The organism is Nonomuraea purpurea, from assembly GCF_042650645.1.
GTDB lineage: Bacteria > Actinomycetota > Actinomycetes > Streptosporangiales > Streptosporangiaceae > Nonomuraea > Nonomuraea purpurea.
This window is the reverse complement of sequence record NZ_JBHSBI010000001.1, coordinates 720716-737344: the sequence shown is the minus strand read 5'-3', so window position 1 is coordinate 737344 and position 16629 is coordinate 720716. Positions and strand designations below refer to the sequence as shown.

The 16629-nt window shown below is 71.3% G+C and carries 20 protein-coding genes; 4 read left to right on the top strand and 16 right to left on the bottom strand.

Annotation, left to right across the window (positions count from 1 at the left end; genetic code table 11):
* Positions 1–6: 6 nt before the first annotated feature.
* The 11 genes from ACFOY2_RS03400 to ACFOY2_RS03350 all read right to left on the bottom strand — a co-directional run bounded on the left by ACFOY2_RS03400 (position 7) and on the right by ACFOY2_RS03350 (position 7510).
* A complete protein-coding gene (locus ACFOY2_RS03400) occupies positions 7–279 on the bottom strand; it encodes a HypC/HybG/HupF family hydrogenase formation chaperone (protein WP_379526406.1) in 273 nt (90 codons plus the stop codon).
* Positions 257–622 carry a hydrogenase maturation nickel metallochaperone HypA/HybF gene (locus ACFOY2_RS03395; RefSeq protein WP_357815418.1) on the bottom strand — a complete coding sequence of 122 codons (366 nt, stop codon included), beginning with the start codon at positions 620–622 and terminating at the stop codon, positions 257–259. The genes ACFOY2_RS03400 and ACFOY2_RS03395 overlap by 23 nt, the downstream gene beginning before the upstream one ends.
* A 6-nt stretch (positions 623–628) precedes the next feature.
* Positions 629–721 carry a DUF6893 family small protein gene (locus ACFOY2_RS03390; RefSeq protein WP_379526405.1) on the bottom strand — a complete coding sequence of 31 codons (93 nt, stop codon included), beginning with the start codon at positions 719–721 and terminating at the stop codon, positions 629–631.
* Between the two features lie 16 nt (positions 722–737).
* The gene (locus ACFOY2_RS03385; protein WP_379526404.1) at positions 738–1559 is read right to left on the bottom strand and encodes a hydrogenase maturation protease; all 822 of its coding nucleotides are present in this window, start codon (positions 1557–1559) and stop codon (positions 738–740) included.
* Positions 1556–2539, bottom strand: coding sequence for a hypothetical protein (locus ACFOY2_RS03380; RefSeq protein WP_379526403.1), 984 nt, complete (start codon positions 2537–2539; stop codon positions 1556–1558). Before ACFOY2_RS03380 ends, ACFOY2_RS03385 begins: the two co-directional genes overlap by 4 nt.
* Before the next feature lie 6 nt (positions 2540–2545).
* A complete protein-coding gene (locus ACFOY2_RS03375; RefSeq protein ID WP_379526402.1) occupies positions 2546–3178 on the bottom strand; it encodes a DUF6084 family protein in 633 nt (210 codons plus the stop codon).
* Positions 3179–3205: 27 nt separating this feature from the next.
* Positions 3206–3424 (bottom strand): hypothetical protein, encoded by a 219-nt coding sequence (locus ACFOY2_RS03370; protein ID WP_379526401.1) that lies wholly within the window; start codon positions 3422–3424, stop codon positions 3206–3208.
* Positions 3421–4098, bottom strand: a complete 678-nt coding sequence (locus ACFOY2_RS03365) for a DUF5947 family protein (RefSeq protein ID WP_379526400.1) — start codon at positions 4096–4098, stop codon at positions 3421–3423. The genes ACFOY2_RS03370 and ACFOY2_RS03365 overlap by 4 nt, the downstream gene beginning before the upstream one ends.
* A gap of 120 nt (positions 4099–4218) precedes the next feature.
* Positions 4219–4665, bottom strand: a complete 447-nt coding sequence (locus ACFOY2_RS03360) for a hypothetical protein (protein WP_379526399.1) — start codon at positions 4663–4665, stop codon at positions 4219–4221.
* 6 nt (positions 4666–4671) lie between these two features.
* The gene (locus ACFOY2_RS03355) at positions 4672–6471 is read right to left on the bottom strand and encodes a nickel-dependent hydrogenase large subunit (protein ID WP_379526398.1); all 1800 of its coding nucleotides are present in this window, start codon (positions 6469–6471) and stop codon (positions 4672–4674) included.
* 1 nt (position 6472) lies between these two features.
* Complete coding sequence (locus tag ACFOY2_RS03350; protein ID WP_379526397.1) at positions 6473–7510, bottom strand: NADH-quinone oxidoreductase subunit B family protein; 1038 nt, start codon at positions 7508–7510, stop codon at positions 6473–6475.
* Between the two features lie 176 nt (positions 7511–7686).
* Here ACFOY2_RS03350 and ACFOY2_RS03345 point away from each other — a divergent pair, with 176 nt between their 5' ends.
* The 4 genes from ACFOY2_RS03345 (at position 7687) to ACFOY2_RS03330 (ending at position 11755) form a co-directional block, all read left to right on the top strand.
* On the top strand, positions 7687–8889 hold the full coding sequence (locus tag ACFOY2_RS03345; RefSeq protein ID WP_379526396.1) for a cytochrome P450: 1203 nt from the start codon (positions 7687–7689) through the stop codon (positions 8887–8889).
* 2 nt (positions 8890–8891) lie between these two features.
* Positions 8892–9533 carry a TetR family transcriptional regulator gene (locus tag ACFOY2_RS03340; RefSeq protein WP_379526395.1) on the top strand — a complete coding sequence of 214 codons (642 nt, stop codon included), beginning with the start codon at positions 8892–8894 and terminating at the stop codon, positions 9531–9533.
* A 118-nt stretch (positions 9534–9651) separates the two neighbouring features.
* Positions 9652–10857 (top strand): CoA transferase, encoded by a 1206-nt coding sequence (locus tag ACFOY2_RS03335; protein ID WP_379526394.1) that lies wholly within the window; start codon positions 9652–9654, stop codon positions 10855–10857.
* A 22-nt stretch (positions 10858–10879) separates the two neighbouring features.
* Positions 10880–11755: a hypothetical protein gene (locus ACFOY2_RS03330; RefSeq protein ID WP_379526393.1), complete on the top strand. Its 876-nt coding sequence runs from the start codon at positions 10880–10882 to the stop codon at positions 11753–11755.
* A gap of 4 nt (positions 11756–11759) precedes the next feature.
* Here the strand turns inward: ACFOY2_RS03330 and dgoD are convergent, their stop codons facing one another.
* Genes dgoD through ACFOY2_RS03305 form a run of 5 tightly spaced genes read right to left on the bottom strand, consistent with a single transcriptional unit; the run spans position 11760 to position 16627 of the window.
* Positions 11760–12905 carry a galactonate dehydratase gene (gene dgoD, locus ACFOY2_RS03325; protein ID WP_379526392.1) on the bottom strand — a complete coding sequence of 382 codons (1146 nt, stop codon included), beginning with the start codon at positions 12903–12905 and terminating at the stop codon, positions 11760–11762.
* Positions 12906–12918: 13 nt separating this feature from the next.
* Positions 12919–13662, bottom strand: a complete 744-nt coding sequence (locus ACFOY2_RS03320; RefSeq protein ID WP_379526391.1) for an SDR family NAD(P)-dependent oxidoreductase — start codon at positions 13660–13662, stop codon at positions 12919–12921.
* A complete protein-coding gene (locus ACFOY2_RS03315) occupies positions 13662–14900 on the bottom strand; it encodes a cellulase-like family protein (protein ID WP_379526390.1) in 1239 nt (412 codons plus the stop codon). Before ACFOY2_RS03315 ends, ACFOY2_RS03320 begins: the two co-directional genes overlap by 1 nt.
* A 12-nt stretch (positions 14901–14912) precedes the next feature.
* The gene (locus tag ACFOY2_RS03310; protein WP_379526389.1) at positions 14913–15752 is read right to left on the bottom strand and encodes a carbohydrate ABC transporter permease; all 840 of its coding nucleotides are present in this window, start codon (positions 15750–15752) and stop codon (positions 14913–14915) included.
* Entirely contained in the window at positions 15749–16627 is an 879-nt protein-coding gene (locus tag ACFOY2_RS03305; protein ID WP_379526448.1) for a carbohydrate ABC transporter permease, read from the bottom strand. Before ACFOY2_RS03305 ends, ACFOY2_RS03310 begins: the two co-directional genes overlap by 4 nt.
* Positions 16628–16629 lie beyond the last annotated feature (2 nt).

The following is a 16629-nucleotide window of genomic DNA, read 5'->3' as shown; positions in this document are numbered from 1 at the left end:
TCCCCCTCACGAGATGTCCGACGTGCTCAGCGCGTCGAGTTCGTCCGTGTACGCCTGCCCGAGCCCTTCGAGGTAGTCGAGCACCGCCTGCGCCTCCTGTTCGGAGATCTTGGACAGCGCGAACCCGACGTGCACCAGCACCCAGTCCCCGGGCGCGAGTTCCTCGTCGGCGAGCAGGCCGACGTTGATCCGCCGGCGCACGCCGCTGACCTCCACCAGGGCCAGGTCCTCGTGGTCCTGGGCGAGTTCGACCAGCTCACCGGGGATGCCGAGACACATCGGACGCCCTCTCGCCGAAGGTGACCGACTCAAGGACGAGCTCGTCGCCGCCGCTGAGCTGGACGCCGTCGTCGCCGCAGCCCGGGCAGACGGCCAGCGGGTCCAGCGTCTCGGAACCGACGCCGCAGGCCGGGCAGCCGATCGTCATCGGCGTGACGACGAGTTCGACCACGGCGTCCTGGACGGCGGTGCCCGCCGCGGCCAGCGCGAACGCCTGGTCGAAGGCCTCGCCCACGACCGCGTGACGGGCTCCGACGCGTACCCGGGCGGCCGTGACCCGCCGATCGCCCGCCTGCCGCCGCAGCAGCTCGACGAGGCCCTCGCACATCCCGATCTCATGCATGCGGCGCTACATCCGTTCCATCTTCAGATAACGGTGGATCTGCGGCCACTGGGCGGCGACGACCGCCGCCAGCCCGCAGAGCAGGATTAGACTCACCATGCGGCACTTTCGCATCTCACATCACCTCATCACGGGCGGTCTGGCCACGATTTTCCGCAATCATGTCCATGACCAGGGACTTCACGAGGTTCACTGCCTCGTCCACCATCGCGTTCACCGGTTCGCTCAGCTCGAACAGCGCCTCCTCGACCCGGGCCGGCTCGCAGCACACGACCCGCACCCGCTCGGGGATGCGGCCGAGCCGCCTGGCCAGCCCCAGCACCCGGACCGGGTCCATGCCGTGCGTCTCCAGCCCAGGCCCTTCGTCGCCGGGCAGGTCGGGTTCGAGCACGGTGAGGGTGCCGGGCGACTGGCCGCGCGGCCCCGCGTCCACGAAGATCACGGCCGCGTAGTCGTGCTGCAGGGCGTAGGCCAGGTCCATGCCGCGGATGCCGAAGTCGACGACGTCCACGCCGGGGATGCCCGGCTGCTCCGCCAGGCGGCGGACCACCTCGACGCCGAAGCCGTCGTCGCCGAGGAAGACGTTGCCGATGCCGGCGACCAGGAGCCGGTCGGCGACCGGGCGTTCCACGTGCTCTCCGAGCGGCTCGATCTCCTCGGCGGAGTAGAAGAAGCGGTGGCCGGGCAGCCGGGCCTGGCCCAGGTCGCGTCCCGGGTCGTCGTCGAGCGTGACCGCGACGTGCAGCGCGCCCTCGTCGTCCTGCTCGACGCTCTCCACGATCGCCAGGCGGCCGTCGAGGACGAGGTCGAAGACGTCGGACTGACTCCTGGGCCGCAGCCGCACCCGGCTGCCGGGGCCGACCGCGACGCCGTCCACGATCACCTCGCCGGGGCCGTTCTCGGCCATCCGCACCCAGAACCCGTCGCGCGCGTTCACGGCTGCGTCTTTCGCATGATGCCGTGCAGCCGCATCAGCTCGTCGGGCGTCAGGGCCGCGCAGCGGTCGAGGATCTCGCGGGCGCGCGGGTCGCCGTCGCGGATCTCCTGCTGCTCCTGGTCGCTGAGCGCGAGAACGCTGAGCGTGAGCAACTGGTCGATCTCGGTCGCGTCGAACAGGTCGCCGGGGCTCTCGGGCGCGATCCTCGGGTGGTCGTAGAGGATGATCGGCGAGGCGAGCATGGTACGCCGGTCGCCGTCAGGGCCCGCGAGCACCGGCCAGCACCCGACGTTGCGGCACCGCGCCGCGTGCTCCTGGAACTCCGCCGGCGGGTCGGTGAGCGAGACGAAGGCGGCCTCCGGCGCGTGCAGCACGACGTGCGCGGAGACCAGCGTGCGCTGGAGCGCGTCGGTGCGGGCGCCTCCCGGCCACGGCGTGGTGTTGACGACCTCGGCGGTGACCATGAACAGGTCGGGCCGCAGCCGCACCGCGCTCGTCTCGACGCGGCCGTTCAGCGCCTGCCAGCTTCGCAGCACCGCCCCCGACTGCCCGTCCGCCCCGGTGAGCGGCTTGCGCTCGGTGCCGGCGGGCACGTCGATCTCCGTGACGACGGGTCGCTCCAGCAGGTCCTCGACGACCAGCCCGACCAGGGCCAGCTCGCGCTCGCGCGCCTCCTCGCCCGGCAGGTGGCGGGAGCCGTCGATGACCAGTTCGGGGACCCGCTCCAACCGGCCGTCGTCGAAGCGGGCCACCTGGCGGGCGACGGTGTGCAGGAAGCGCACGCACACGTCCACGGTGTCGCGGGGCCCGGCTTGGAGCAGGCATTGCGTCCGCAGCCGCGCCGTGCCGGCGTCGTAGGTCTCGGGGTGGATGCCGCCGATCGTCCAGCGGTGCCGGTTCTTCAGCGACGACTCGCGGTAGGGCCACAGCAGGTAGCCCTCGTAGAGGACGGCCTGCGCGATCTGCCTGACAGGGTCCATGGACGCTCAGCCTCCGCTTGTCCGCAGCAGTGACCGCACCGCGTCGTCCCAGCCGAGCAGCGTGTGCCGGACCTTGTGTGCGTACAGGCGGTCGAAGGTGTCGCGTTCCAGCCTGATCCAGGCGGTACGCGGGAAGTGGCGATCCATGAGCTCCTTCCACACGGTCACCGGCATGCGGAAGGCGGCCTCGGTGTCCCAGGGCAGGCAGGCCGCCTGCAGGCGGTCGCCGTCCTGGTAGAAGACCGTGCCGGTGAACAGGAAGCTCAGCGGGACCTCGCCGTCGGGCAGGCCGTGCAGGTACTTGGTGGCGGCCACGTCGAAGTCGTAGGTGCACGGGACGGTGACGGGCGTGCGCGTGGCGCCGGTGAAGGCGGGCACGTGGGTGACCGTCTGCGTCCACAGCAGGCTCGACAGGTTGCGGTCCCAGCTTTCCGGCGGGCCGAAGAGCTCTTTGAGGCGCTCGCGGGCCTGCTCGTCGTAGCCGCGCCCGGTGGCGTCGATGCGGAGCTGCGTGGCGAGCGTGAGCGCGCGGATGGGCGCGTCCGCGTCGGCGTGCCGCGCGCGCAGGTCCAGGTCGAAGCGGAGTGCGGGTGCGGCGGCGGGCTCGGCGGGCTCGACGCCGCGAACCTCGATCCGCACGGTCGGCGGTGTGGGTGGCATGGCGGATCAGGCGGGCGACAGGTTGGGCATGTCGGGGTCGATCGGGTCGTGCTCGCCGGCGTTGACGCCGGTCGAGCGCTTGGCCGTGGAGCGGCCGTCGGGCAGGTGGCCCTCCTGCTTGAAGTAGTTGCCCGTGGCGTTGCCCTCGTTGACGCCTTTGACGTGGGATGGGGCGTCGGGGCGCACGTCGGGGCGGCCCGTCTTGATGGGGTCTTTCCTGTTCATCCTGGGCTCCTGTCGGTGGCCGGCACGGTGGTCGACCGGTCGGCGAGGTCGGTGAAGAAGCGGGTGATGTGCTCGCGGACGTCCTGGCCGCCCGTCAGGCCCCGCCAGCGGGCGCGGACGCCGCCGACCAGGGCGTAGCAGTCGTCGATCGGGACGATCCAGGCGCCGTGGTCGCGGTCGGCCAGCAGCGCCTCGACGTCCGGCAGGAGGCCGTCGAGCACCGGGTTGTCCAGGCGGAGCCGATCCCAGGCGGCCTGGTCGCCGGGCGCCCGCACGGCTCCGGCCGGGCTCGGGTAGTACGGGCTGGTCTCGCCTGTCGCGGAGTCGTGCACCAGGAACGTCGTGCGCACAGGAGGGCGCAGTCTGGCCCAGCTCGGCGCGTCCATGGTGAAGCCGGCCAGCCGCCGGCGGCGCTGCGGAACCAGCCGGTAGTGGCCGCCGGCCACCGCGGCGTGGTCGAAGAGCACCTGGCAGGCGCGGCACGCGCAGCGCAGCTCGCGGGCCGGCAGCTCCAGCAGGTGCCGGTGGGCGGCGGGCAGGGCCTCGGCACACAGCTCGCACTGCCCGGCCGCCGATTCCGGGGCCGCGCTCCGGTCCCCGGCGGGACCGGCCTCGCGCCCCGCGGGCGGCCGCTTTCCGGCCTGGGCGGCGAGCTGGCGGAGCCGGCCGCTCATGAACCCTCCTTCGTCGGGCCCATGTTTCCCTGCTGACTGATGACCTCGACAAGCTCGCTCATGAACCCTCCTTCGTCGGGCCCATGTTTCCCTGCTTACTGATGACCTCGACAAGCTCGCTCATGGGGCCTCGCTGCCGCGCCGGACGACCAGGCTCTCGACCGGGATCACGGGTGTCTGGTCGATCTCGACCCGGGCGATCTCCGGCGCCGCGTCGAGCACGGCCTCCCGCAGCGCCGTCGTGGCCGCGGCGGCGGAGGAGGCGCAGCCGGTGGGCGGCACGCGCAGGCGTACCAGGTCGTCCTCGATCGCCACCACGGCGGCCGAGGTGCCGGCCAGGGCCGACCGGACGCGGGCGCGGGTGTCCAGCGGGTGCAGGTCGTGCAGCAGGAGCAGCGAGGAGACCAGCTCGTCGGCGGCCAGCCCGGTGGCCTCCGCCTCCCCCACCGTCGCCATGATCCGCCCCAGGCCCTCCCCGTACAGGGCGAGCAGCTCCTGGACGAGTTCGACCGCGGCCGGATCGGCCTCGGCGAGCAGGGCCTCGATCCTGTCGATGCGCGCGTTCACCGCCGCCTAGCCCGCGGCGCCGAACGTGGGCGAGTGGACCTGCTGCAGCACCTTGCCGCCTCCGAGGTACATGTGCACGCCGCACGGCAGGCACGGGTCGAAGCTGCGCACCGTGCGCATGATGTCGATGCCCTTGAACGACTCGGGCCCGTTCTCCTCGAAGATCGGCAGGTCCTGGACCGCGTCCTCGTACGGCCCCGGCGTCCCGTGGACGTCGCGCGGGCTGGCGTTCCATGGCGTCGGCGGGTACGGGTGGTAGTTCGCGATCTTGCCGTCCCTGATCACCATGTGGTGGGACAGCACCCCGCGCACCGCCTCGTGGAAGCCGCAGCCGATCGCCTCTTCCGGCACGTCGAAGTCGCTGAACACCTGCGTGCGGCCGGCCCGCACCTCGCCCATCGCCTGCTCGACGAAGTACACGGCCATCGCCGCCGCGTAGGCCACGAAGTAGGCGCGGGCCCTGTTGCGCTCGATGGTGTTGGCCCAGCGCGGCACCTTCCACTTCAGCCGCGTCTCGGGCAGGGCCGCGCTCTTGGGCAGGTTGATCTCCACGCCGTCGCCGGTGGCGCGCACCGTGCCGGTGTCGACGAGGCCGGCCAGGGCCGTGGACCACAGCCGGGCCAGCGGCCCGCCGCCGGTGTCGAGGGCCAGGTGGTCGCCGGTGCGGGCGTCGTGCCAGCGGGGGCTCATGACCCAGCTGTAGTTGCCGCCCTCCAGGTCGCGCTTCTGCGGGTGCGGCAGCGTGGTCTGGTTCCACGGGTGGCGCTTGTCGACCGGATTGCCGAGCGGGTCGTGGGTGACGAAGGTGCGCTCGTCCTGCCAGTCGTCGTAGTAGGAGCTGCCGAGCAGGATCCTGATACCGAGGTTGATGTCGACCAGGTTCGTCGTCAGCAACTCGCCGTCCAGGACGATGCCGGGCGTGACGAACATCTTCCTGCCCCACTCGTTCATGTGCCGGTAGTCGTAGTCGACCACCGCCGGGTCCTGGAAGGCTCCCCAGCAGCCGAGCATCACGCGCCTGCGGCCGACCTCCTCGTAGCCGGGCAGTGCCTCGTAGAAGAAGTCGAACAGGTCGTCGTTCATCGGGACGGCCTTCTTGACGAAGTCGAGCACCTTCAGCAGCCGCACCAGGTAGTCGGTGAACACCTGCGGGGTCGCCACGGTGCCCACGCCGCCCGGGTAGAGCGTCGAGGGGTGCACGTGGCGGCCCTCCATCAGGCAGCACATCTCCCTGGTGACCCTGCTGACCTGCAGCGCCTCCCGGTAGACCTCCCCGGTGAACGGGTTGAACGCGCGCATGATGTCGGCGATCGTCCGAAAGCCGTGGACCGCGGAGTTGGGCGCCAGGGTGGTCTCCGCCTGGCGCAGCAGGCTGGGGTTGGTCTCCTTGACCATCTGCTCGCAGTAGTCGACGAAGACCAGGTTGTCCTGGAAGAGCGTGTGGTCGAACATGTACTCGGCCGCCTCGCCCAGGTTGATGATCCACTCGGCGAGAGGCGGCGGCTTGACGCCGTAGGCCATGTTCTGGGCGTAGATCGAGCAGACCGCGTGGTTGTCACCGCAGATGCCGCAGATCCGGCTGGTGATGAAGTGCGCGTCGCGCGGATCCTTGCCCTTCATGAACACGCTGTAGCCGCGGAACAGCGACGAGGTGCTCTTGCACTCGGCGACCCTGCGGTTCTTGAAGTCGATCTTGGTGTAGATGCCCAGGTTGCCGATGATCCTGGTGATCGGGTCCCAGGACATCTCGACCAGTTGGCTGGCCTGCTCTGTCCGCTTTCCCTTTGCGGCCGTGCGAGTCGTCATGTCAACCGTTTCCCCAGCGCGGGTCGTACCCGCTGGTCAGCTTGGCGCGGTTGTGGCGCCACTTCGGCTCCCGATTGGCCGCTTTGTTGGTGATCTGGCGAAGTTTGCGGATCAGCGCGCCGTACGAACCGCTGAGCCCCACCGACACCGCCGCACCGGGCGGTTCGTCCATGAACGGCATGAACTTGTCGGGGAAGCCGGGCATCGTGCAGGCGATGCAGACGCCGCCCACGTTGGGGCAGCCGCCGACGCCGTCCATCCAGCCGCGCTTGGTGACGTTGCAGTTGACGACCGGGCCCCAGCAGCCGACCCGCACCAGGCACTTGGGCGAGTTGTAGTCGTGGGCGAAGTCGCCCTGCTCGTAGTAGCCGGCCCGGTCGCAGCCCTCGTGCACGGTCTTGCCGAACAGCCAGGTCGGCCGGAACATCTCGTCGAGCGGGATGGTCGGGGCCGTGCCGGCCGCCTGGTAGAGCAGCCAGGTCAGCGTCTCCATGAAGTTGTCGGGCTGCACGGGGCAGCCGGGCACGTTCACGATGGGCAGGCCGCCGGCCGAGCGGAAGTCGCGGCCCAGGTAGTCCGTCAGGCCCATGCAGCCGGTCGCGTTGCCGGCCATGGCGTGGATGCCGCCGTAGGCCGCGCAGGTGCCGATCGCGACGACGGCCCACGCCTTGTGCGCGAGCCGGTCGATCCACTCGTTGACGGTGATGGGCTCGCCGGTCGCCGGGTCGTTGCCCATCGACGTCCAGTAGCCCTCGCCGTTGATCTGCTCGTTCGGGATCGAACCCTCGACCACCAGGATGAACGGGCCCAGCTCGTCGCGGGCGGCCTGGTGGAAGGCGGCCATGAAGGCGTCGCCGACCTCGGCCGCCAGGACCTTGTTGTGCAGATGCACCTTGGGCAGCCCGGGCACCAGACCGAGCAGGACGTCCTCAAGGCTCGGCAGTGTGGCCGCGGTGATCGAGACGGTGTCGCCGTCGCAACTCATGCCCTCTGAGGTCCACAGAATGTGCACCTCGTCCAGAGCCGTCGCAGTGGTCATCGGCCCAAGCCCCCCTTCTTGGCCCACGTAGAGGATGAGCGCCCCGTATCCAGCTCGTACCTCTACGTAGCGGACATACCGCTCGCACGGCGGTCGCAAACCCTCGCATTGATGAGTCGATTGACTTAAATAGGTGCATCAACTTAACTGTGGGCGTCCGCAACTCGGGAGGCGACATGAGCGTCGAGCAGATTCCGGATTATCCCTTCTCCAACCCCAGCGCCCTGGAGCCGCCGCAGCAGTGGGCGTCGATGCGCGACGGGTGTCCCGTGGCGCCGATCCGGCTGGCCAGCGGCGACCAGGCACTGCTCCTGACCCGGTACGCCGATGTCAAGCAGGTGCTGTCCGACCCCCGCTTCACCCGCAGGCTCGACGCCGACGACGCCGCCAAGGTGACCGCCAACGAGTCCGGGGGCGTCTTCTCCACCTCCAGCCCGAACATGAGCGGCGACAACCACCGGGCCTGGCGGCAGCTCATCGGCAAGTCGTTCACCGCCAAGCGCGTCTCGGCGATGCAGCCGCGGATCGAGGCCATGACCGAACACCTGGTGGAGGAGATGGTCGAGCGGGGCGCGCCCGCCAACCTGGTGAGCAGCGTGGGCTTCCCGCTGCCGGTGTGGGTGATCTGCGATCTGCTCGGCGTGCCCGACTCCGACCGCGACAGGTTCGCCTACTGGTCCGACACCATGCTCAGCATGACCAAGTACACCCAGCGGGAGATCGACGCCGCCCAGGAGGAGTTCGCCGAGTACCTGCGCGGCCACGTCGCGGCCAAACGCGCCGAGCCGGGCGACGACATGATCAGCGAACTGATCGAGATCGTCGGCTCGCTCGACGGGCGGCTGACCGAGGAGATGTTGCTGCTGACGTCCAAGGGCCTGCTGGTCGCCGGTCACGAGACGACCTCCAACATGATCGGCAAGATGGTCGCCATGCTGCTGGCCGACCGCACCCGCTGGGAGCGCCTGCTCGCCGACCGATCCCTCATCCGGCCCGCGGTCGAGGAGTCGCTGCGTTACGACGCCAACCCCGGCTTCGGCATGCCCCGCTACCTGAGCGAAGAGGTCGAGGTCGCCGACACCAAACTGCCCGCGGGCACGACCGTGGTGTGCAGCATGGCCTCGGCCAACCGCGACGAACGCGCCTTCGACCACGCCGCCGACATGGACCTGACCCGCTCCCCCAACACCCACCTGGCCTTCGGCGTCGGCCCCCACTCCTGCATCGGCCAGTCACTGGCCCGCACCGAACTGCAGACCGTGCTCAAGGTCCTGCTCGACCGGCTGCCCACGCTGGAGCTGGCCGTGCCCGCCGGCGAGCTCAAGCAGCGCGAAGGGCTCATCGTCGGCGGCCTCCAGCAGGTCCCCGTAAGGTGGTGACCATGCCCAGCAAGGCCGAACAGGCGCGCGAGACGCGCCAGGCGATCCTCGACGCGGCCGAGCGCCTGTTCGCCGAGCACGGGGTCGGAGAGGTCTCCAACCGGCAGATCAGCGAGGCGGCCGGGCAGGGCAACCACTTCGCCGTCGGCTACCACTTCGGCACCAAGGCCGACCTCGTCCGCGCGATCGTGCGCCGGCACGCCTCCGAGACGGAGCAGCGGCGCACCGAGATGCTGGCGGAGATCGTCGGCTCCCCCGACCTGCGCGAATGGGTGTCGTGCCTGGTGCGCCCCGCCACCGACCGCCTCGCCGCCCAGGGCGGGCCCACCTGGCACGCCCGCTTCCTCGCCCAGGTCAACACCGAACCCGCGCTGCGGCAGACGGTCATCGAAGAGGTCGTGGCGACGCCGTCCATGCGGGCCAACCTCGACGGGATGTTCCGCCTGGTGCCCAGCCTGCCCGAGGAGGTGCGCAAGGAGCGGGGCGCCATGAGCCGCCTGCTCATCGTGCACGTGCTGGCCGAACGCGAGCGAGCCCTGCACGAGGGCGGCGCCACGGCCCGGCCGACCTGGGAGGCCACGGCGGTCGGACTGATCGACGCGATCGTCGGGATCTGGCTCGCCCCGGTCAGCATCGCCCGCTGACCGAAAGAAACGGCCCGTCGTCCCGCTGGAACGGCCCATCGTCCGGCTGGTCGGAACCCGACGGGCTTCGGGGAACGGCTTCGTTTGGGCCGGTTTACGATGGCGGCCGGAGGTGGTCGTGGCGGAGGAGCATCCGGGCCCGCTGTCCGGGATGCGGGTGATCGAGCTGTCGAGTTTCGTCGCCGCGCCCCTCGGCGGGATGACGCTGGCCCAGCTCGGCGCCGACGTCGTCCGCGTGGATCCGGTCGGCGGCGGCCCCGACGCGCGCCGCTGGCCGCTCGCCCCCTCCGGCCGCAGCCTCTACTGGGCCGGCCTGAACAAGGGCAAGCGCTCGGTCACCGTGAACCTGCGCTCCGACCGGGGCCGCGACCTGGTCGCCGCCCTCGTCACGGCGGCGGGCACCGTCGTCACCAACGCGCCACCGCGCCCGGGGCTGACGTACGAGGAGCTGCGGGAGCGGCGAGCCGATCTCGTCTACGCGCGGCTCCTCGGCCACCACGACGGGCGCACCGCCGTCGACTACACGGTCAACGCCGAAGTGGGCTTCCCGCTCGTGACCGGCCCCGCCCATCACGACGGCCCCATCAACCATGTGGTGCCGACATGGGACGTGGCCTGCGGGCTCTACCTGGCGATCGGCCTGCTCGCGGCCGACCGGCAGCGGACCGCGACGGGGCGGGGACGCCGGATGGAGGTGGCGCTGCACGACGTGGCCCTGGCCACCGCGGGCAACCTCGGCTTCCTCGCCGAAGCCCAGCTCAGCACCACAGGACGCCCGCGCATCGGCAACGACCTGTACGGCGATTTCGGCCGCGATTTCGGCACCGCCGACGGCCGGCGCGTCATGGTCGTGGTCCTCGGTGAGCGGCACTGGCGCGACCTGGTGGCGGCGACCGGGCTGGCGCGGGTGGTGTCCGCGCTGGAACAGGCGCTGCCCGCCGACTTCCGCCGCGAGTCCGACCGGTTCGCCCACAGGGAGGCGCTGGGCGGGCTGCTCGTACCGTGGTTCGCCGGGCGGACACTCTCCGACCTGGAGGAGACGTTCGCGGGCACGTCGGTGTTGTGGTCGCCGTACCGCGCCTTCGAGGAACTGGCGGCGGACGGGGCGGCACTCCTGCGGGCCCAGCCCCTGATGGCCGAGCTCAGCCAGCCCGGCGTCGGGCCGCACCTGGCGCCGGGTTCCCCACTGGTGCTCGACGACCTGCGGGTCCCACCCGCGCCCGCGCCCGAACTCGGCGAACACAACGCGGAGGTGCTGGCCGAGCTCCTGTCACTGACGCCCGGCGAGGTCGCCGCCCTGCGAGCGGACGGCGTGGTGGGATGACGACCGAGATCGAGGTGATGTGATGTCGCTGGCCGACCACGTACGCGACTGGCGGCCCGCGCCGGAGGTCCGCGTGGACGACATGGGACCCGCGCCGGTGCGGGCCCTGGCTCGCACGCTGGATCGGCCGGAGGTCGTCGCCGAGCCCGGGGCCGCGCTTGCGCCGCTGTGGCACTGGCTGTACTTCCTGGACTGGCCCGCGCAGTCGGAGCTGGCCGAGGACGGGCACCCGGCGGAGGGCGACTTCCTGCCGCCGGTGCCGGGGCGGCGCAGGATGTTCGCCGGTGGGCGGCTGCGGGTCCACGCCCCGCTGCTTCTCGGACGCCCTGCGGTCAGGACCGCCTCGCTGGCCGGGGCCACGGCCAAGAAGGGCAGGAGCGGCGAGTTGCTGTTCGTCACGGTACGCACCGAGTACCGGCAGGACGACGAGTTGCGCCTGGTGGAGGAGCAGGACCTGGTCTACCGCTCACACCTGACCACCCCGGCCCCCGTCTCCCCGGACGGCCCAGGACAGGCGTCCATCCAAGGCGGCGCCGGTGAATGGCGGATCGACGTGACCGCCGACACGCGGCTGCTGTTCCGCTTCAGCGCCCTGACCGCCAACACCCACCGCATCCACTACGACCAGGACTACGTCAGGGACGTCGAGGGACACCCCGGCCTGATCGTGCACGGCCCGCTGCTCGCCGTCCTGATGGCCGAGCTCCCCCGCCGCCACGCCCCCGGCCGTCCCGTCGTCTCGATGACGTACCGGTTCCGCCGCCCGGTCTTCGCGGGCGAGCCCGTGCTGGTCACCGGCGACCCGCGTACCGGAAGGCTGTCCGTCCAGGACCTCGCGGGCGCGATCCGGGCCGAGGCCGAGGTGGCCCTGCTCACCCAGACCGACTCGGCCTGCTGAGCGCTCACCATTCGGCGAACGAGCCGTCGGCGTGCCGCCAGAGCGGGCTGCGCCACCGGTGGCCGCGTCGCGCCGCCCGCTCCACCTCGGCCTCGTCGATCTCGATGCCGAGCCCCGGACGGGTGGTGCGCGCGGCGTGGCCGCCGGTGAACGTCAGCGGTCCTGGGTCGACGAGGTAGTCGAGCAGGTCGTCCCCCTGGTTGTAGTGGAGGCCGACGCTCTGCTCCTGGATGAGGAAGTTCGGGATCGCGAAGGCCAGTTGCAGGCTGGCGGCCAGGGAGATGGGGCCGAGCGGGCAGTGCGGCGCCATCGTCACGTCGTAGGTCTCGGCCAGCGCGGCGATCCGGCGGACCTCCGAGATCCCGCCGGCGTGGCTGACGTCGGGCTGGGCGACGGCGATGCCGTGCCCGACGACGTCGCGGAAGTCCCAGCGCGAGTACAGGCGTTCGCCGGTGGCCAGGGGGATCGAGGTGGCGGCGGCGAGCGCGGCCAGGTTCGGTGAGTGCTCGGGCAGCACCGCCTCCTCCACGAACAGCGGCAGGTACGGCTCCAGCAGCGGCAGCAGGCGTCTGGCCATGGCCGTGGACATGCGTCCGTGGAAGTCGACCACCAGGTCGTTGTCCTGGCCGACGGCCGCGCGCACGGCTTCGACGCGGTCCACGACCGCCCTGGTCTGGGCCGGGGTGTCGATGGGGGTCAGCTCGGCGGAGCCGTTCATCTTGACGGCCGTGAACCCGGCCTCGATCTGGGCCGTGGCCAGTTCGGCCACCTCGGTGGGCCGGTCGCCGCCGATCCAGGCGTACATGCGCACCCGCTCACGTACCGGACCGCCGAGCATGGCGTGCACGGGCAGCCCCGCGGACTTGCCCGCGATGTCCCACAGCGCCTGGTCGATCCCGGCGACGGCGCTGGACAGCACCGGCCCGCCCCGGTAGAAGCCACCCTTGGTGAGGACCTGCCAGTGGTCCTCGATGCGCAACGGATCGGCGCCGATCAGGTGGTCGCTCAGCTCGGCCACGGCCGCCCTGACGGTCTCCGCCCGCCCTTCGACGACCGGCTCGCCCCAGCCGGTGACGCCCTCGTCGGTGCGCACGCGCAGGAACAGCCAGCGCGGAGGGACGAGAAAGGTGTCCATGGACACGATCTTCATGCGGTTCGCTTCCCTAGGAGGAGGTGGTGGAGACGCTCCAGCCGCCGTCGACGTTCAGGCAGGCCCCGGTGATGAACGAGGCCTCGGGCGCGGCGAGGAAGGCGACGGCGGCGGCCACCTCGTCGGGGGTGCCGAAGCGGCCCGCCGGGGTCTCCCTGACGGTCGCCGCGCGGCCCTCCTGGTCGACGCCGTCCCAGGCGGGGCTCATGATCGGGCCGGGGACGACGGCGTTGACCCGCACCTTCGGGGCGTACTCGACGGCGAGCTGCCTGGTCAGCGACTGCAGTCCGCCCTTGGCGGCGGCGTACGGCGCGCAGCCGGGGATGCCGGTCCGGGCGTGCACCGACGAGGTGATCACCATCGCGCCCGACGTTTCGGCCAGGAGCGGGCAGAACGTGCGCGCGGCCAGGTAGGCCGCCTTGAGGGAGACGTCGACCTGCAGGTCCCAGTCGGCCTCCGGCATCTCGTGCACGGGACGGGCGGGCACGACCCGGCCGGGGCCGTTGGCGTGCAACACGTCGAGGCGGCCGAAGCGCGAGCGGACCTCCTCCTCGACCGCCGCCCAGTCCTCGGCCGAGGCCACGTCGCAGTGCGCGTAGTGGCCGCCGATCGCGCGGGCGGTCTGCAGGCCCCGTTCGTCGGCCACGTCGGCGAGCAGGACGCGGGCGCCCTCGCCGGCCAGCCGCCTGGCGGTGGCCGCGCCGATGCCGGAGGCGGCCCCGGTGACCAGGGCCGTCATGCCGTCGAAGCGTCCCATCAACGCCCCTCGGTGAACAGCGTGTTGGCCCGGCGCTGCAGGTCGAGGTCGGCCCACATCGGGTGTTGCGGGGCGGCGTTCGAGCACACGACCGTGCCCCAGGCGGCCACCCGGCGCGCGTGGCCGACGGCCTCCAGGCAGATCTCCGCGCCGACGGGGCCCTCCTCGAACATGCCGTGCAGCGGCGTGTAGCCGACCCAGCCCTCGCCGAGCACCAGCGGCAGGCCCCGCTCCGCGGCCCAGTCGGCGGCGGTCTCGATCCACAGGCGCAACTTCTCGGCCATGCCGTAGCGGTAGGTGGCGTAGCGGTCGTAGAGCCAGCGGTCGAAGCGGGCCGGATCACACCAGTCGTGGACGTACACCTCGCGCCGCGACACGATCGTGGCCGCCAGCCGCCACTCCTGCTCGGGCGCCCAGTCCTCCAGGTCGGGCGCGTCGGGGCGCAGCAGTTCCAGCCGGGCGCGTTCCTGGGGGAACGGCACGGACGCGTCGCGCAGCGCGAAGCTGTCGACCAGTTCGTCCAGCACCCCGTACACGTAGGGGTGGAACACCGCGACGTCCACGTTGCCGGGGACGCCCCGAAGTTCGCCGACGGGGACACCGGCGTAGTTCGCGGTGACGGGCACGCCGGGGTGGCGCGCCTTGAACGCGGCGATCGCCTCCTCCAGGTACGGGCGCAACCCCAGCACGGGCGACTCGCACGGGGAGAGCATCTCGGTGAGCGCGGTCGTCTGGACCTCGTTGTGCAGTTCGACGAAGGCGATCCGCTCGGCCAGCCCGTGCACGGCCAGGAAGCCGACCAGCTCGGCCAGCGCGTCGGCCAGCGCCATGGCGCGCCGCTGCGCGGGCACCGCGCGCAGCGCCTCGTGCCAGGACGGGTCGGCCAGGAAGGCGGGGCTCTGCTGGTACTCCCAGGAGGAGACGATGACCCGGCAGCCATGCGCCCGGGCGGCCTCGAAGAGCGCGAGCAGATGGGCCCGGCCGTCGATGACGGCCGTCTCGCGCACGTCGTGCCAGCGGGTGCGCAGGCCGTACCCCCGGCCGAACGGGGCGAAGGTGAGCGCGGAGGTGTCCAGGCCCGAGCCGAACAGCAGGTAGGGCATCGCGCAGATCCGCACGGTGTCGTAGCCGCGCTCCACGGCCTCGGCGAAGGCCCGGTCGAGGTCCTCGAACGGCTCCCCGGGACCGGTCCTGGTGTACCAGGAGAAGTCCCACAGCGAAATGGTCAACGTCGTCATGTGATGTCTCCTTTAGGACTTGACGGCCCCTGCCGTCAGGCCGTCGAGCAACTGTTTGCGCAGCAACATGAACATGATCAGGCTTGGCACGGCGGCGAGCACGGACCCGGCCAGCACCAGATCCACCTGGCGGCTCTCGGCGCCGTAGAGCGCCTGGATGCCGAGCGGCAGCGTGTACTGCTCCGGGTCGGAGACCACGATGAGCGGCCAGAAGAAGCTGTTGTAGCTGTTGAGGAAGCTCCACACGGCCAGCGCGCCCAGTGCCGGGCGCAGCAGCGGCAGCACCACGCGCGTGAACAGGCCGAACTCCGAGGCGCCGTCCAGCCTGGCCGCCTCCAGCACCGAGTCGGGCACGGCCTGCTCGGCGTATTGGCGCATCATGAAGATGCCGAACGCGGGCGCCACCCACGGCACGATGAGACTGACGTACACGTTCGTGACCCCCGCTTTGACGAGCATCACGAACAGCGGCACCACGATGACCGCGAACGGCACCGCGAGCGAGCTGAACATGACGTCGAAGAGCAGCTTCTTGCCGCGGAAGCGGTACTTGGCGAAGGCGAAGCCGGCCAGCGCGCACACGAACACCGACGCCGCCGTGGCCACCACGGCCACGACCGTGCTGGTCATGAACCAGCTCAAGAACGGCTGCGTCTCCAGCAGCCGCGCGTAGTTCTCCAGCGTGAACGGCGACGGCAGCGGCTGCGGCGGGTAGGCGAAGATGTCGCCCCTGCGCTTGAAGGAGGAGCTGAGCGCCCACAGCAGCGGCAGCACGAACAGGACGACGAGCGCGCCGAGCAGCGTGTAGAGCAGGCCGCGCCCGGCTCCGCCCGTGGAGGCCCGCGTGGTCATCGTTCCCTCCCCACCCCGAAGACGGCGTTGGCGGTGCGGCCGATCGCGAAGACGATGACGAACATGACGACGCCCGCGGCCGCCGCGTAGCCGAGCTGCTGGCGGGTGAAGGCCTCGCGGTAGATGAACATCGCCACCGACAGGGTGGCCTCCGACGGCCCGCCGCGGGTCAGCAACATCGGCTCCTCGAGGATCTGCGCCGTGCCGACCATGACGGTGACGGCGACGAACGCGGTGACCGGCCGCAACATCGGCACCGTGACGTTGGAGAAGGTACGCAGCCGGCCCGCGCCGTCGATGGCGGCGGCCTCGTAGAACTCGCGCGGGATGTTCTTCAGCCCGGCCAGGAAGAAGATCGTCAGGTAGCCGGTCCAGCGCCAGAGCACCAGGAACATCACGCTGACCTTGGCCCAGCTCGGCTCGCCCAGCCAGTCGATGCCGCCCCAGCCGAACAGGCCGCGCAGGGCCGCGTTCAGCAGCCCGAACTCCCTGTCGTAGATCAGCGTGAACACCAGCGCGATGACGATCGGCGACAGCACGACCGGCACGAAGAACGTTAGGCGGAACAGGTCGCGCCCGCGCAGCCCCCGGGCGTTCAGCGCGGTGGCGATCAGCAGCGCGGCCGGGACGACGACGCAGACCGCGAACAGCACGTAGAGCACGGTGTTGACGACCGCGCGCAGGAAGCTCTCGTCGCCGAAGAGCTTGGCGTAGTTGTCCAGTCCGACCCAGAGCGGGGTGCCGAGCCCGGCCCACTCGGTGAGGCTGAGGTAGCCGCCGATGCCGATCGGCACCACGAGGAACAGCGCGTACAGCAGGTAGAAGGGGGAGATGAACAGGTACGGCGCGTACCGTTGCGAGGTGGCGGCCGCCATGG